15 protein-coding genes are annotated in these 15,468 nt (G+C 66.7%); 9 read left to right on the plus strand and 6 right to left on the minus strand.

Features of this window, described 5'->3' with window-relative positions:
- Positions 1 to 28: 28 nt before the first annotated feature.
- Both ACQR1Y_RS23520 and ACQR1Y_RS23525 read right to left on the minus strand, forming a co-directional pair.
- The gene (locus tag ACQR1Y_RS23520) at positions 29 to 871 is read right to left on the minus strand and encodes a hypothetical protein (protein ID WP_434878380.1); all 843 of its coding nucleotides are present in this window, start codon (positions 869 to 871) and stop codon (positions 29 to 31) included.
- A complete protein-coding gene (locus ACQR1Y_RS23525; protein WP_434861000.1) occupies positions 868 to 1,437 on the minus strand; it encodes a sigma-70 family RNA polymerase sigma factor in 570 nt (189 codons plus the stop codon). The genes ACQR1Y_RS23520 and ACQR1Y_RS23525 overlap by 4 nt, the downstream gene beginning before the upstream one ends.
- Positions 1,438 to 1,753: 316 nt before the next feature.
- Between ACQR1Y_RS23525 and ACQR1Y_RS23530 the strand changes: the two genes are divergently transcribed.
- Together ACQR1Y_RS23530 and ACQR1Y_RS23535 are read left to right on the plus strand one after the other, a co-directional pair.
- Complete coding sequence (locus ACQR1Y_RS23530) at positions 1,754 to 2,902, plus strand: GGDEF domain-containing protein (RefSeq protein ID WP_434860999.1); 1,149 nt, start codon at positions 1,754 to 1,756, stop codon at positions 2,900 to 2,902.
- A 24-nt stretch (positions 2,903 to 2,926) separates the two neighbouring features.
- Positions 2,927 to 4,051, plus strand: coding sequence for a DUF2336 domain-containing protein (locus tag ACQR1Y_RS23535; protein ID WP_434878381.1), 1,125 nt, complete (start codon positions 2,927 to 2,929; stop codon positions 4,049 to 4,051).
- 6 nt (positions 4,052 to 4,057) lie between these two features.
- On the opposite strand, the gene ACQR1Y_RS23540 is transcribed toward ACQR1Y_RS23535, so the two are convergent.
- Complete coding sequence (locus tag ACQR1Y_RS23540) at positions 4,058 to 4,696, minus strand: NrsF family protein (protein WP_434878382.1); 639 nt, start codon at positions 4,694 to 4,696, stop codon at positions 4,058 to 4,060.
- 2 nt (positions 4,697 to 4,698) lie between these two features.
- Positions 4,699 to 5,244, minus strand: coding sequence for a sigma-70 family RNA polymerase sigma factor (locus ACQR1Y_RS23545; protein ID WP_434860996.1), 546 nt, complete (start codon positions 5,242 to 5,244; stop codon positions 4,699 to 4,701).
- A 348-nt stretch (positions 5,245 to 5,592) separates the two neighbouring features.
- Between ACQR1Y_RS23545 and ACQR1Y_RS23550 the strand changes: the two genes are divergently transcribed.
- The 7 genes from ACQR1Y_RS23550 (at position 5,593) to ACQR1Y_RS23580 (ending at position 12,226) form a co-directional block, all read left to right on the plus strand.
- Positions 5,593 to 5,994 carry a hypothetical protein gene (locus tag ACQR1Y_RS23550; protein WP_434860995.1) on the plus strand — a complete coding sequence of 134 codons (402 nt, stop codon included), beginning with the start codon at positions 5,593 to 5,595 and terminating at the stop codon, positions 5,992 to 5,994.
- Positions 5,995 to 6,086: 92 nt separating this feature from the next.
- Positions 6,087 to 6,866 (plus strand): enoyl-CoA hydratase, encoded by a 780-nt coding sequence (locus tag ACQR1Y_RS23555; protein WP_434860994.1) that lies wholly within the window; start codon positions 6,087 to 6,089, stop codon positions 6,864 to 6,866.
- A 250-nt stretch (positions 6,867 to 7,116) separates the two neighbouring features.
- Positions 7,117 to 8,535, plus strand: a complete 1,419-nt coding sequence (locus tag ACQR1Y_RS23560) for a TolC family outer membrane protein (protein WP_434878383.1) — start codon at positions 7,117 to 7,119, stop codon at positions 8,533 to 8,535.
- Positions 8,536 to 8,632: 97 nt separating this feature from the next.
- On the plus strand, positions 8,633 to 10,297 hold the full coding sequence (locus tag ACQR1Y_RS23565) for a caspase family protein (RefSeq protein ID WP_434878384.1): 1,665 nt from the start codon (positions 8,633 to 8,635) through the stop codon (positions 10,295 to 10,297).
- A gap of 98 nt (positions 10,298 to 10,395) precedes the next feature.
- Positions 10,396 to 10,683, plus strand: coding sequence for a DUF3303 domain-containing protein (locus ACQR1Y_RS23570; RefSeq protein ID WP_434860991.1), 288 nt, complete (start codon positions 10,396 to 10,398; stop codon positions 10,681 to 10,683).
- An 18-nt stretch (positions 10,684 to 10,701) separates the two neighbouring features.
- A complete protein-coding gene (locus ACQR1Y_RS23575; RefSeq protein WP_434878385.1) occupies positions 10,702 to 11,094 on the plus strand; it encodes a hypothetical protein in 393 nt (130 codons plus the stop codon).
- Positions 11,095 to 11,218: 124 nt separating this feature from the next.
- Positions 11,219 to 12,226, plus strand: a complete 1,008-nt coding sequence (locus ACQR1Y_RS23580) for a hypothetical protein (RefSeq protein ID WP_434878386.1) — start codon at positions 11,219 to 11,221, stop codon at positions 12,224 to 12,226.
- A 117-nt stretch (positions 12,227 to 12,343) separates the two neighbouring features.
- Here ACQR1Y_RS23580 and ACQR1Y_RS23585 read toward each other — a convergent pair whose 3' ends face one another.
- Both ACQR1Y_RS23585 and ACQR1Y_RS23590 read right to left on the minus strand, forming a co-directional pair.
- Positions 12,344 to 13,543 carry an adenylate/guanylate cyclase domain-containing protein gene (locus tag ACQR1Y_RS23585; RefSeq protein WP_434878387.1) on the minus strand — a complete coding sequence of 400 codons (1,200 nt, stop codon included), beginning with the start codon at positions 13,541 to 13,543 and terminating at the stop codon, positions 12,344 to 12,346.
- 160 nt (positions 13,544 to 13,703) lie between these two features.
- Positions 13,704 to 15,050 carry a carbohydrate porin gene (locus tag ACQR1Y_RS23590; RefSeq protein WP_434878388.1) on the minus strand — a complete coding sequence of 449 codons (1,347 nt, stop codon included), beginning with the start codon at positions 15,048 to 15,050 and terminating at the stop codon, positions 13,704 to 13,706.
- Between the last annotated feature and the right edge of the window lie 418 nt (positions 15,051 to 15,468).

Genomic DNA, 15,468 nt, shown 5'->3' on the forward strand with positions numbered 1-15,468 from the left:
GGTCGCTCTCCCACGTCGGTGAGAGAGATTATTGCGCGGCGACCGCGAGACCGACGATCTTCTCCTCCGCGAGACGCGCGATCAGGGCGTCGGCTTCGGCCTTTGACAGCGGTCGGCCGCCGAGCTGCAGCTTGAACAGGCCGCCCTTGGCGCCCTCGACGATCGAAGCCTGATAGCTGTCGAGCAGCGCCGTGATGTCGGCGATGCGCGCATCCGGCGCGAACCGCACCAGCGCGTAGGCCGGCGCAGGCGATCCGGCGACCTGCGGCCCGAGGCCGCGGATGAGCGGCGCCGCCGGAGCCGGAGCTTCCGCCACCTGCGACCGCGCCATGCTGTCGCGGGCCGGCTCAGATGCCGGAGCCATCGCCGGAGCACTGGGCGGCGGCGCGACCTTCGCCTTTGCAGGCGGCTCGGCGGCGACATTGTCCTGAGCGACCGAAGCGGTCTGATAGGTGGTCTGCGAGCGCATGAGTACGGCGCCGATCACGCCGGCCTGCGCCAGCACCAGCAGCGCACCGAGGCTGACGGTCCAAGCCAGCGTCTTCGGCGAGAGGCTGTCGAAGAATCCCATCAGCCGCGCGCCGAAGCCGCGCGGCACCGCGGGCTTCTGCACCGGATCCGCATCGATCGCCGCGAACAGCTTCTGCATCGCGCGCATCGACGGCGCGCCGAGGCTCTCGTTCAGCGCGATGGTCTCGGCATATTCCTTCTGGATTTCGGCATATTGCCTGGCGAGATCAGCGTCCTCGGCCAGCGCCTCCTCAACCCGGCGCATGTCGCGCGCGCTCAGCGTGCCGGCGGCGTACCACGGCAGCAGCAGTTCGACGTCACCGGGCTCTTGCTCCAGCATCTTCTTGCTCAAAGCCATCATGGCCAGCCTCTCTCAATGCCGGCCGCCTTCAGGAGTTCGGCCAATTTCTTACGCGCATAGAACAGGCGCGTCTTCACGGTGTTCTCGGGAATTCCGACGATCTCGGCCACCTCCTCCACGGATTTCTCGTGGTAGTAGACGAGATCGACGATCTCCCGGTGGTCGGGCGAGAGCGCCGTCAGGCACTTCCGCAGGGCTTCCCCGGTATCCTTCTTCTGTACCGCCACTTCCGGATCGTCGGACGTATCCTCGATCGCGTTGGCGGCTTCGTCCTCCAACTCAACGTCCTTGCGGCGCCGTAGTGCCGACAGGGCCTTGAACCGGGTGATCGCCAGCAACCAGGTGGAGACGGCAGAGCGGCCTTCGAACTTGCCGGCCTGACGCCATACATCGAGAAAAACCTCGCTGATGAGGTCTTCCGCGACCTGTTCGTCCCGCACGAGCCGGAGCCCGAAACGGTACACCCTGACATGGTGCCGTCCGTACAGCACCTGCATGGCGAGCCGGTCGCCTTGAGCGATCCGGGCAATCAGGGTTTCGTCTGACGCCGCTGCTGTCACGCTCAATGGCCGTCTCGCAAGATTGGTCTGGAGGAAGGTGGGTGCGGTTCGAATACAACCGCAAAATTCTTGAAAATACCGGAAAGATACGTCCCCAACTGTGAGCCCGCGCACAGATCAAAAAATTGTGCTGCAGCGCCCGGGCCGATCGCGACCACCGGGTTCCCACCTGTCATCTCACGTCCCGTCCACCAACTGCGCCCAATCCCGTAGATTCCCTGTCGCGGCCTGCGCGCGACGTGATCTCCATCCCAGTTCCATAGATACCAAAGTTAAATGCTTCCCACGTAGATTTTTTGCGACGGCGAAGAATTGCGAGCAGATGGGCACGACGGCACCGCCTTTTCCCAGGCCCAACGTGGCCGAGACCGGGAGCGTCCCCTCGCCCCTGGCCGGCGATCTGCGCGCGCGTCGTGCCGCGCGGCGGCGGCAGATGCTGGCGTTGATCGCCGGATGCTACGTGATCGACGCCGTCATCCTGCTGATCTACGCGCAAGCCGGCACCGTGCCGGTCGCCATTGCTCCGGCCTATGCGGCGATCGGCCTGCTCACCGTCGCACTGTGGACCGCGTTGTCGGAAAGCGGCTTCAACGATCGCTTCCGCGATCACTATCTCGTCGTGCCGCAATCGCTCGTCAGCATGATGATCACGGTTGCGTTCTGCTACATCGCGCCTGATGTCAGCATCCTGTTCCTCTGCACGCTCTACATCGTCGTCAGCTTTGCGTCCCTGCGGTCGACGCCGCGCCAGAGCGCGATCTGCTGGACCTTTCTCGCGGTCGGGCTGGCCGGTCTGTTCCTGCTCACCGACAAGCCGCTCGGCATGCCGCACGGCAACGGTCTCGAACGGCTCGCGACTCTCCTGGTGTTCCTGCTCACGATCGCCGGCTGCATGATCCTCGGCCTCATTTCCAGCACATTGCGCCAGACGCTGTATCAGCGGGGACAATCGCTCAAGGAAGCCAATCGCCGCATCGAGGAGCTCGCCGAGCTCGACGAGCTCACCGGCACGCTGAACCGGCGCGCGATCATGCTTGCGCTCGAGGACGAGATGTCGCGGGCGCGGCAGATCGGCAGGCCGTGCTCGGTCGTGCTGATCGATCTCGACTGGTTCAAGCGCATCAACGATACGCGCGGCCATCCGACCGGCGATGAGGTGCTGCGCACCTTTGCCATCACGATGTTCGCCAATATTCGCGGCGGCGACCGCTTCGGCCGCTATGGCGGCGAGGAATTCCTTCTGCTGCTGCCCGGCGCTCCGGCGGACGCGGCGGGGCGCCTGGCCGAACGTCTGCGCCGGATCATTGCCGACCAGGATTGGAGCGCATTCTCGACCGATGTGCAGGTCACCTTCTCGGCCGGCGTTGCCTCGCTGCGCGGCGACGAGACCGCGGACTCGCTGCTCGCCCGAGCCGACCGCGCGCTCTACCAATCGAAGGCAGACGGACGCAACCGCGTGACCAGTGCGTGACATTGAAAGCATGATCGTGCCGCGATGAGTTCGAAATCGAACCCGAGTGATAGTCTGCTGGACGAGCTCGAGGACACGCTCGCCCACGGCACCGTGGTGCGGCGGGTCGAGACGCTGCGCAAGGTCACCGACCTGTTCGTCAGCGGCGCCGCTGATTTCGCCGACGTCCAGGTCGCGCTGTTCGACGACGTCTTCGAGTGCCTGATCGACCATATCGAGGTCTCGGCGCGCGCCCTGCTCGCCCAGCGGCTGGCGCCGCTCGACTCCGCGCCACCGCGGACGCTGCACCGGCTCGCCGACGATGACGCGATCGAGGTCGCGGGGCCGGTGCTGTCGAAGTCCGAGCGGCTCGACGAGGCCGCGCTGATCCGCACCGCCGAAACCAAGAGCCAGGCGCATCTGTTGGCCATTTCGCTCCGTCGCGTGATCAGCCGGGCCGTGACCGACATCCTGCTCCGGCGCGGCAACGACGAGGTCGTTCACAGCACGGTCAGCAATCCCGGCGCTGACGTGTCGCAGTCGAGCTTCGACACGCTCGTCGACCGCGCGAGCCTGGACGAAGGCCTGGCGGCATGCCTGGCGATGCGCCCCAATCTGCCGCGGCACCTCTATCTGAAGCTGGTCGCGAAGGCCTCCGCCACCGTTCGTGCGCGGCTCGAAGCCGCCAACCCCAATCTCGCGCAGGAGGTCTCATCGGCGGTCCGCACCGCTGGCCGGCGCGCGCGGTCGAGCGCGGTGGCGCTGACCAGCCAGACCGAGATCGCCCATGCGCTGGTGCGCTCGCTGCACGCCGACGGCCGTCTCGACGACGGGCTCGTCCTCGAGTTCACCAGGCAGGGCAAATTCGACGAGGCCAATGCCGCGGTGGCGGCGATGGCCAACGTTCCGATCGCGGTCGCCGAGAGCATCATGATCGAGAGCCGCGCCGAAGGCGTGATGATCCTCGCCAAGGTCGCGGGCCTCGCTTGGCCGACGGTCAAGTCGATCATCCTGATGCGCCACGAGCTGATGCGCGATGAGCCGACAAGCGCCCCGCCCGCCGATCTCGAGGCGTGCAAGGCCACCTATCAGCGCCTCCGTCGCGCCACCGCGCAGCAGGTGCTGCGCTTCCACCGCGTGCAGGATGGCGCGGTGCCCGTGCAGGCCTAGCCGCAACTAATAACGCAGCACCTTCGGGCCGATCAGGGCGCCGAGCCCGGCTACGATCGACGCGGCCAGGGTGTACCAGGTCGCCACGAACAGCGGGGAATCATCGGTGCAATGCGCGGCGTAGAGCGTGGCCGCGATGCCGGCGGAGACCAGCCCGGCGATCGCGCCTGCCGCCGCCGGACGCGACGGCGCGCCATGGCGCAGCCCGAACAACGCCGCCGTCAGCAGCGGCAGTGACAGCACCGGGATGGCGCTGACACACAGCATCGAATTGTGGCCGACCATCCGCGTCAGCATCGGCGACCGCTGCGGCAGCATCATCTCGGCGGCGATCCCGCCGACCAGGATGACGACCGGTGCGATCAGGAGCCAGCTCCAGCCCTGCAGCGACGCCTCGGGGCGGGACAGATGCAGGCTGATGATCAGCGCCGGGATCGCCAGCGCCGAGGTCACCACGAATTTCAGGTCGAAGAACGGATTGCGCACCGCAAGCCAGATGTCCGGACGGACGCCGAGGCCGATCAGCAGCATCGCGGTCGAGACCGGCGTCGCCGCCATCAGGGCCAGCGCCATGATGATGCCGACCGGCTGCGCACGCTGCGCATTGTCGGCGGCAAGGGTGCGGATGAGCTGATCGGTGTCCATGATCATGTATCCCGTAGCTTGGCCGTGAGAGTGGAGAGCGCGCGGTGCAGCGCCACCCGCACCGCCCCCTCGCTCATGGCGAATTTGGCGGCGGTCTGCTTGATCGAGGCCGCCTCGACCGCGATCGACTGCAGCACGTCGCGCTGACGCTGCGGCAGCGTCTTCAACTGGGCGTCGACCTCGGTGGCCGAGACCGTCGGCGCCGGCGGTTCGTCCGCCAGCGTCTCCGAAAAATCGTCGATGTCGACGAACACGCGGCGGCCGCGCCGGCGCAGCGTGTCGATCAGCTTGTTGCGCGCGATCGCGAACAGCCAGGGCGCGAACGGCGCGTTGACGTCCCAGGTATGCCGCTTGAGATGCACCGCCAACAGAATTTCCTGCACAATGTCCTCGGCTTGGTCTGGCGGTTGACCGGCGCGCGCAAGCCCGCGCCGCGATGCTGCGCGCAGCACCGGCGTGATCGCCTTCAGCAGACGATGATAGGCTTGGTCGTCACCGGCGACGGCTTGGCGCATCCAGGCCGTCCACTCGTCGTCACGCTCGCGCACCTAGGCTCCCACCCCCAGAAGTTCGCCGCTACGGCCCCGTTGTTACGCGCACGCCAACTGATCACGAATTCGTGATTTCGGCCTTGGCCTCGGAAGCATCCGAGTTACGCCACATCGAGAGCACGCCAGCGGGCAAGTCTTGAACTGTTCCCTGGGACCGCTCCATAGCATCGAATCGTTCGGTGCGGGGCGAGGTTTGTTGGCTGCGCCGCCAAGGCTGATGTCTCAGCCGGGCGTCGCCCATCTTTTGCCGTCACCGGCAGGAAGATACCCATTTTCTGCCCCGTTCTCGACATCTGTCGGGGTCTCACTCCCACTTGGGCTGGCGGGATGGGGAGAAGGCCGACGATGACGATCCAAGCCAGTGGACGTTCAGCATTGATCATTGCCGCCGCGTTCGTTCTGGGCCTTGTTGGCACTGGATTGGCGCCTGCGGCCGAGCAACAGGGTTACAGCCCGTTCCTGCCGGTGGGCTCCGACAGTGCGCCGGCTGCGAAGCAGGACGGGTTGAAACAGGACGGGTTTCCCGCGCCGATGCCGGCCGAGGCGCAAGCCGCGCCGCCCGCGCAATCGGCCGATGCCGCGCCGAGCGAGCCTGCCGCGGGCACGGAAAGCGCCACCGTGAACCTCGTCACCGTCAGCAATGACGACAGCTCGGGCTGGGACAAGGCCTCGATCATCGGCAAGATCTTCATCGCCTGCGGCACCCTGCTCACTCTGGGCTCGGCGGCGCGGATGTTCATGGTCTGAGGGCATGATCTGAGGCCTGCGCCTCGCCACACTTGATGCGCATCGATCCAGCGGGCACATTGCCCGCTGTTTTGATTTGCGGGGGTTGGGCCATGAGCGTTTTCGAGCACATCATCGTCGAGGGCAAAGGCGCCGTCGGCGTCATCACCTTGAACCGGCCGAAGATGCTCAACGCGCTGTCGTTCGGCGTCTTCCGCGAGATCGCCGCGGCGGTCGACGACCTCGAATCCGACGACGCCATCGGCTGCATCGTGATCACCGGCAGCGAGAAGGCCTTCGCGGCCGGCGCCGACATCAAGGAGATGCAGCCGAAGAGCTTCATCGACATGTTCTCGAGCGACTTCACCGCGATCGGCGGCGACCGCGTCGCGCGCTGCCGCAAGCCGACCATCGCCGCGGTCTCCGGCTACGCGCTCGGCGGCGGCTGCGAGCTCGCGATGATGTGCGACTTCATCATCTGCTCCGACACCGCCAAATTCGGCCAGCCGGAAATCACGCTCGGCACCATCCCCGGCATCGGCGGCACGCAGCGCCTGACGCGCGCGATCGGCAAGGCCAAGGCGATGGACCTCTGCCTCACCGGCCGCATGATGGATGCCGCCGAGGCCGAGCGCTCCGGCCTCGTCAGCCGCGTCGTGCCGGCGGACAAGCTGCTGGAGGAAGTCATGGCCGCGGCCGAGAAGATCGCGTCGATGTCGCGCCCAGCAGCAGCCATGGCCAAGGAGGCCGTCAACCGCGCCTTCGAGACCCCGCTCTCCGAAGGCATGAACGTCGAGCGCAACCTCTTCCACGCGACCTTCGCGCTGGAGGACCGCGCCGAGGGCATGGCCGCGTTCATCGAGAAGCGCAAGCCGGTGAACAAGAACCGCTAGCTCCGACGTCCACCGCGCGAAAGCTCCGCGAATCGATTCGCGGACGCGCTGGCGATGCGCCCCTCACCTGCTTACCGAGCGCGTCGAAATGGGGCCATCCCATGGCGGCGCGACCGCCGTCCTGTGGCGAGAGCGCCACAACAAACCATGGAAAAGCCCGGCGGATTCCACATCCCCGGTTTGTGTGTGGCAGCGCCGCGCCGTAAACAGGTAAACGATCGGTTAAGATCGTGGGACGCGGCGGAGTCGGATGGTGGGTCGGGCCAAGAATTTTGGCGTCGGCAGGGTACGTGCGCGAAGGAGCGGCCTCGGCCTGGTCCTCGCAGCCTGCCTTGCCGCCATCAGCTCGCCAGCACGCGCCGAGGACCTCGCCGCCGCGCTGGTGAAGGCCTATCAGACCAATCCGGCGCTGAACGCCGAGCGCGCGCGCCAGCGCGCCACCGATGAGAACGTGCCGCAGGCACTGGCCGGCTATCGTCCGCAGCTGGTCGCAAGCCTCAGCAGCGGCCTGCAGGCGGTGCGCAATCTCCTGCCCGGCAACACCGTTCAGACCGCGACCTTGAAGCCGTGGACCATCGGCGTGACGGTCACGCAGACGCTGTTCAACGGCTTCCGCACCGCCAACAGCGTGCGCTTGGCCGAGCTGCAGGTGCAGTCCGGCCGCGAGGCGCTGCGCAATGTCGGCCAGGGCGTGCTGCTCGACGCCGTCACCGCCTACACCAACGTGCTCGCCAACCAGTCGCTGGTCGAAGCGCAGCGCTCCAACGTCGCCTTCCTGCGCGAGACGCTGGCGGTGACGCAGCGCCGGCTGAATGCCGGCGACGTCACACCGACCGACGCCGCGCAGGCCGAGGCGCGGCTGTCGCGCGGCCTGTCCGACCTCAACGCCGCCGAGGTCAATCTCGCCATCAGCCAGGCCACCTATGCGCAGGTGATCGGCATGGCCCCGAGCCAGCTGCGCGCCGCCGATCCGGTCGACCGCCTGCTGCCGCGTTCGCGCGAGGACGCCATTGCGCTCGGCAACAAGGAGAACCCGGCGGTCGCCGCGGCGAGCTTCGACGTCGACGCCGCCTCGACCTCGATCCGCATCGCCGAAGGCACGCTGCTGCCCAGCGTCACCCTGCAGGGCAGCGTCAGCCGCGGCCGCGATTCGGACCAGACGCTCGGCACCTTCGGCACCGACCAGGCCTCGATCGTCGGCGCCGTCACCGCGCCGATCTATGACGGCGGCACGGCGGCCTCACAGACGCGCCAGAGCAAGGAGCTCGCGGCGCAGAGCCGGCTCGTGCTCGACCAGATCCGCAACCAGACGCGCACCGCCGTGGTCAGCGCCTGGGTCGCCAATGAGGGCGCCAAGGTCGCCGTCAGCGCCTCCGAGGCCGAGGTGAAGGCCGCCACCGTCGCGCTGCAGGGCGTCTCGCGCGAAGCGCAGGGCGGCCAGCGCACCACGGTGGACGTCCTCAACTCACAGTCCGACCTGATCCAGGCCAAGGCGCGGCTGATCGGCGCCCAGCGCGACCGCGTCATCGCCTCCTACACGCTGCTCAGCGCCGTCGGCCGGCTCGACGTCAAGAACCTCAACCTGAACACGCCGGACTATCTGCCCGAGGTTCACTATCACCAGGTCCGCGACGCATGGCACGGCCTGCGGACGCCATCGGGTCAGTAGCTGAACAAAGCATCCCGATCGCTCGCTCGGGACGCATCGGCTTGCTTTGGCGACATGGCCGGATAGTCTGGCGCTCCATCGACTGCGGGGAGCTGGGATGGCGGCATTTCGTTACCTATTACTTGCGCTCGTCCTCATCAGTTCCAGCTCGGCCGCCTGGGCCGACAAGCGCATCGCGCTGGTGATCGGAAACTCCGCCTACAAGACGGTGGCGCGGCTCTCCAATCCGGCGAATGACGCCAAGCTCGTCGGCGACATGTTCCGCGCTGCAGGTTTCGAACGGGTCGATACTAGGCTCGATCTCGGCGTTCAGGAGATGCGCCGCGCCTTGCGCGAGTTCGGCGCGCGGGCGCGCGAGGCCGAGGTCGCGGTGATCTACTATGCGGGCCACGGCATCGAGCTCGACGGCGTCAACTATCTGATCCCGACCGACGCCTCGCTGGAAGCCGACAGCGACGTGCTCGACGAGGCGATCGCGCTCGAGCGCGTGCTGTTCGCGATCGAGCCCGCCAAGCAGCTTCGGCTCGTGGTGCTCGACGCCTGCCGCGACAATCCGTTTGCGAAGACGATGAAGCGCAGCGTCGCCTCGCGCAGCATCGGCCGCGGCCTCGCCAAGGTCGAGCCGGCGAGCCCGAACACGATGATCGCGTTCTCGGCCAAGGCGGGCTCGACCGCCGCGGATGGCGACGCCAGCAACAGCCCGTTCGCACAGGCGCTGGTCGCGCATCTGCCGAAGCCCGGCCTCGATCTGCGCCGCGCCTTCGGCTTCGTCCGCGACGACGTGCTGAAGGCGACCGGCTATCGCCAGGAGCCCTATGTCTACGGCTCGCTCGGCGGCAATGATGTCGCGCTGGTGCCCGCGGCATCCGCGCCGAGCGCAGCCGCCGATCCCGACGCGGCGATGCGGCGCGACTACGAACTCGCCGAGCGCATCGGCAGCGCCGCGGCGTTCGATGCATTCATCGAAAAATATCCCTCCGGCTTCTACGCGGCGCTCGCCAAGGCGCAGCGCGCCAAGCTCGCGTCAGGCGCATCCGGTGCGGCGCCCCCCGCGGCGCCCGAAGTCACACGCAGCCCGCCCGAGCCGCCCCAGCGAGCCGAGGCCGAGAGGCCGGCCGCATCGCCCGATCCGGTCGTCGTCGCAGCGCTGCCCACGCCGGCGGACAAGCCGGCCGCGACACCGCCTCCCGACCTTCCACGTCTGCTCGCGACCGAGCTGCGCCGCGTCGGCTGCAGCAGCGCCGACGGCGGCGGCAATTGGGACGGCAATGCGCGCCGCGCGCTGGAGCGCTTCAACAAGCAGGCCGGCACCACGTTCGACATCAAGATCGCCAGCATCGATGCGCTCGATGCGGTCAAGGCGAGGTCCGGCCGCGTCTGTCCGCTGCTCTGTCCCACGGGGCAGCGCGCCGAAGGCGAGAGCTGCGTCGCGATCGCCTGCCCCGCGGGCCAGATCCGCGACGATGACGGCGATTGCGTCCGGCGCAAGGACCAGCCGGTCGCCAGGAAGCAGACCGAGCCTGCGAAGCGCGAGGAGCCCACCCGCAAGAAGGAGCCGGCGGTAGCGATGCGCTCCGAGCCGGAGCCGAAGCGCGTCAGCGGCGGCGGCCGCTGCACCAGCATCAGCCAGCGCTGCGCCATCCAGATCGGCGGTCGCTGCAACCCCGCCACGGGCCATTGGGAATATGGCCGCAACGGCGCCGGCGGCGACACCATGGCGTTTAACAATTGCCTCAGCCGGATGATGGCGGGAGGACGGTGAGCGCGACTCCGCGCCGGATCGCGAGACAACCGGAACGATCTGGAACAGGAGGCGAAACCCGCTCACAATGCGCGCCAGAACCTGCCACGGAGGCGCGCATGCTGTTCATGGTGATCGAACGTTTCAAGGACCGCGATCCGATCCCGGTCTATCGCCGCGTGCGCGACCCCGGGATCAAGTTTCCCGACGGCCTCAAATATCTCGGCAGCTGGATCGAGCCGAATTTCGACCGCTGCTTCCAGCTGATGGAATGCGACGACGCTCGGCTGTTGCAGCAATGGATCCTCGACAATGCCCGCGACTCCGGCATGACCTTCGAGATCGTGCCGGTGGTCACCAGCGCCGAGACGCGCGAGGTGGTGGCGCCGTATCTCGATCGGGCGTGATCGCAGGAAGCGCGATCGATGCTCGATTATGCAACCGAATTGCTTGCCGCATGCCTCATCGGCTACGCCATCGCTGCGCTGATTCCGTCGTGGCGCGCACTGCTGATCGCGACCCTTGTTGCGCTGCTGGTGACGAGGGTTCACAGTCTTCGCGACTTATTGTTCTCGCCGATATTTGATGGCTGTTCCGCCCCGTGCGCCCCGTTCCTTCTCGGCGGACCATTGCTGGTTGTGACGAAGATCGGCTTCGTCACGGGTGTCTTGATTCGAGTCCTGACCCTGCTCGCCCAGGCACGCGGGATCTCACTACGGTCAACGACCGCAATCCGCGTCGCAGGAGGACTCGTCGCGCCAACCCTGCTTGTCATCGCGCCGGAGGTGCTGGAATGGCCGCCCTGGTCGATGCTCTGACTGGCCTTGCGCCCGACTCATCGCTCGTTTAGGGGGTCGGCACCGCAGTTAAGGTGACCAGCGCCGAGACGCGCGAGCTGGTCGCGCCGTATCTCGATCCGGCGTGAACATGGCAGGAGCAATCGTGAACTGGTTCGAAAGGCTCACGGGATTTACGGAAGTCGACTATGCCTCCACGCGGGCCCGACTGAAGGTCGAGAATGGACGCCTCACATCTCTCGTCAACGGCCGGAGCTACGCGACCGGACGGCTCGAGCTTCCGACCCTGTCGGAGCTTCGGCGACAAGCCCAGCAATCGCCGTGCAGGTCGGGGAAGCTTCGCGTCGGCCTGGTCAGCGGTGACGTCCGCACCCTGCATCTGCTTCCGGAGTTCGCAGGCGCCCTGTTCCAGGTCGCGTCGCAGTTCAACCTGCTGGAGATGGTCGGACCGCACGCCACACCCGAAGACGGCGTGACGATCTATCAGTCCGATCCGACACAAGGGCCGGCCTGCGCGGTCGCCGCCGGCGCAGCGACCATCTACCGGAACTACTTCGCTCCCGTCGGGAAGCAATCAGGCCAGACCCGCGACCGGCAGCTCGACGCGCTCGCAGATCTCGGTGCGGCGCTGAGAAGCCGCCTGCCCCGCGACACCGGCGAGCTCTGGGCGATGACCAACGGCTACGCGCTGTGCACCCGCAGCGGGCTCGATACCATCACCGCGCTGCTCGCGGCGAGCAGCCCTGAGGAGATCGACGCGCTGCGTGGACACCTTCGGATCGGCATTCACAGCGATGTCGAACTGACGGACGCAATAGAGCCGATGTCGACGGTGTCGCAAGCGTTCTGCTCCGCGCTTCCCGTGGCCTATTGCTCAGCCGCGCCTCGCTATTGGGAATCCTTCGCGCGCCTTGTCCTGGAGGCGAGCTACGAGGCGACGATCTGGGCCGCGGTGCTCAACGCGGCCCGCGGGTGGAACATCGTGCTGCTCACCAGCGTGGGCGGCGGAGCGTTCGGAAACGACGACGCCTGGATCGAAGATGCGCTGCGCCGGGCGCTGCTGCTGGCCTCCGGTTTCGACCTCGACGTCAAGCTGGTGAGCTATGACCGTCCGACCGAGGCGTTCCTGCGGCTCCATCGCGAGTTTGGCTAGCTCAGGCGCCAAGCACGAGCGCGTAGCCCGGACGAGCGCAGCGACATCCGGGGTCATCGCAGACGGTCGTGGTGAACCCGGATGTCGCTGCGCTCATCCGGGCTACACGACACGTCTCTACCCCTCGAACGAAAACAGCTCGATCGGGTCGCTGAAGCCGCGCACCGGGAATTCGCCGACGCGCTCCAGCGCGAACGGGCCTTCGACCAGCTCGGCAAACGCGCGCGACATCAGCACGGGACGTCCGACCTGCTTGGTCAGCGCCTCCATGCGCGAGGCCATGTTCACCGCCGGCCCGATCACGGTGAAGTCGAGCCGCGTGCGCGAGCCGATATTGCCGTACATGACGTCGCCCACATGGATGCCGATGCCGAAGCGCAGCGGCTCGCGGCCGCTCTCGGCGTTGCGCGCGTTCAGGTCAGCCATCGCCTGCTTGGCGCCGGTGACGGCGTGCAGCAGGTTCTCGCAGGCGCCGGGCTGGCTCAGCGGAAAGATCGCCAGCAGGCCGTCGCCGATGAACTTCAAAATCTCGCCGCCGTGGTCGGTGATCGGCTCGACCATCGCGTCGAAATAGCCGTTGAGCAGATCGATTACGTCGTCGCGCGGCCAGTTGTCGGAGATCTTGGTGAAGTCGCGCAGATCGCAGATCATGATCGCCGCACTCACAGTCTCGCCGCTGCCGCGCCGCGTCGCGCCGGCCAGCACCATCTCGCCGGCATGCGTTCCCACATAGGTTTCGAGCAAGGTGCGCGCCAGCCTGTTTTTGATACGGATCTCGCTGACCAGCGCCAGCACCGGCAGGAGCCGCTTCAGCGCAGCGATCTCGGCATCATTGAAGCCGCCGCGCTGGTCAGTCGAAAAGGTGACGCAGTGGCGCTTGCCGAGCGTGTGCAGGATCGGCCAGGCGACGTAGTCGGTCAGGCCCAGCGCCCGCATGTCGTCATAGACGCCATGCTGCCGGCCGAGCGCAGCATCGCGCGCCAGATCCTCGCGGATCTCGTCGGCACCTTGGTAGACCTCGCTCACCGGGCTGCCGATGAACTCGGAGCGCGACCCGACGTCGTAGTCGACGCGGTCGATCTCGGAGCTCTCCATCCCGTCGCTCCACACGATGCGCGCGCCGAGCCATTGCGGGTGATTGATGCGCACGTGCAACGACGCCCGCTTGACGGGCACGCCCGCACGCTGCAGGCGGATGCACATCTGCGCGAAGATATTGTCGATGAAGCGTTCGTCGTGGGTGCCGCTGGTGAGCCAGTCCACGACCTCGTCGCCCAGGCGCTGGCCAGGGGCAAGAGGAACGTCGGTTGCGGTCATGGCGGTCTCCTGGGCAGGCGCGGCAGTGCCCGGGAGATGTCGTGTCGCAGCGCAAAAGAGTCAACCGATACCAACGCATCGCGCCCCCACCCGGATGGGCAGGAGCAAACCGGCCGGAAGGGGCGGATGCTGGACATCCGCCCCTCCCGTGACACGCCACTCAGAAGTGCACCACCGTGCGCAGGCCGAGGACCACTGCATTCCCGGTCTTCACGCCGGCAGCGTTGAAGCCGCGGCCGCCCGGATTGATCACGTACTGGGCGTCGAACTTCAGGTTCATCCAGCCGGTGGCCTGCCAGCCGTACCAGGCCTCCAGCGGAATCTCGTTGCCGCCGGCATTCGGCGTCAGCGCCGCCGAATTGACGTGGGTGGTTCCGACCGCGAAGCCGACCTCGTCCTCGGGACGGAACGAGAAGGTTCCGGTGTGCTTGATGCCCCAGGAGATCTGGTAGTCCTGATAGGCGGTGCGGTGATCGGCGACGCTGGTGTTGAGGAAGGTGTACCAGCCCTGCGCCTTCGGACCCTCGACGGTCAGGCGCTGCAGGATCGACTCGTAGATGCCGTAGCGGCCGCGCGAATCGCTGAGGTTCTGAGCGCCCACGCCAGGACCGCCAAGGTAGACGCCGGTGACACCGGGCAGACCGCCGTCGATGGTCGACGCGTTGTCATACCAGCCGCCGAACCGCCAGGTGCCGTTGAGCGGACCGCTCGGCTCATACACCACCTCGACCGGCACCAGGACGCCCGAGGCCGGATTGGAGCGCGGAATACCCGGCGCGAGATAGACGCCGGCATCCGACGTCGTCAGGTAGTTCGGATTGGCGTCGTAGATGCCGACCGACAGCTTCCACTCCTTGGTGAAGTTGTAGTGCACCACGCCGGCCCACTGGCTCACCGGCCAGTTGTAGATGTAGCCGCCCTGGATGTTGCCGGGCTGGCCGCCGCAGAACGTCAGGTTGATGAACTCGCACTGGCCGAAAAAGAAGTCCGAGCCGACCGGCAGCCGGCCGCCCTTCAGCACGAGGCGGTCATCGAGCAGCTTCTGCTGATAGTAGAATTCGGTGAGGCGCAGGATATTGCCGCGGCCGAACACCTCGTTGGTCAGCTGCAGCGCCGGAATGCCGGCCTCGCTGTTGAGGTTCTTGCCGAAGCGGTCGACCAGCGTGATGCCGATCAGGCCGCCCTGGATGCCGGCGAGCTTGGCCATGTCGAACTTGGCCTCGAACCACAATTGCCCGGCATTGGCCGACGTGTTGCGCGAGCCGCCGGACAGGTTGGTGACGGCCTCGTCGCCGAGCGTGAGCGCGAGCGAGATGCCCTGCTCCTTCAACCGGGTCCGGCCGAGATCGCCGAACAGATACGGCCGCGTCCAGAAATCATCGACACCGGCATAAGGAATCGGCTGCGCCTTCACCGGCAGATCGGCGGCAACGGCTCCGCCTCCCAGCAAACAAGACAAAGCAATCCCTACGCCGCACACGCGTGCGGTCGTCACAAACCCACTCATTTTCCTGCTCCTCGCAGCGTCCCCAGGCTCCGGCTGTTGTCTGACGCGTCCGGCCCGGAGCCTCGTCCCGGCACGCGCTTCCCCTCGGCTCACCCCCGGCCGCCGCTCATTTCTTGAGCGAATTCGTCAACCTGAGATTGGACGAAGACCCTAGCAAGCGCAGAGATGCCTTTGAATAGTCATATTATATTTGGGAGTCGGTATAAATGTAACTGTGACATCAGCGTCACATACCGCATTGCGGAATTCTTAGGCACAAGGAGGCGAGGGAGCGTGGTCTCGTAGGGCGGGTTAGCCGCAGGCGTAACCCGCCGCCTCGACGGCGGATTACGCTCCGCTAATACTACTGAGTCAAAAATCGACGATATGGCCGGCTGAGAATCAAGTATTTGTAGAGATTCAGACTTTCACGCGCGGG

The organism is Bradyrhizobium sp. HKCCYLRH3099, assembly GCF_051167855.1.
Taxonomy (GTDB): Bacteria; Pseudomonadota; Alphaproteobacteria; order Rhizobiales; family Xanthobacteraceae; genus Bradyrhizobium.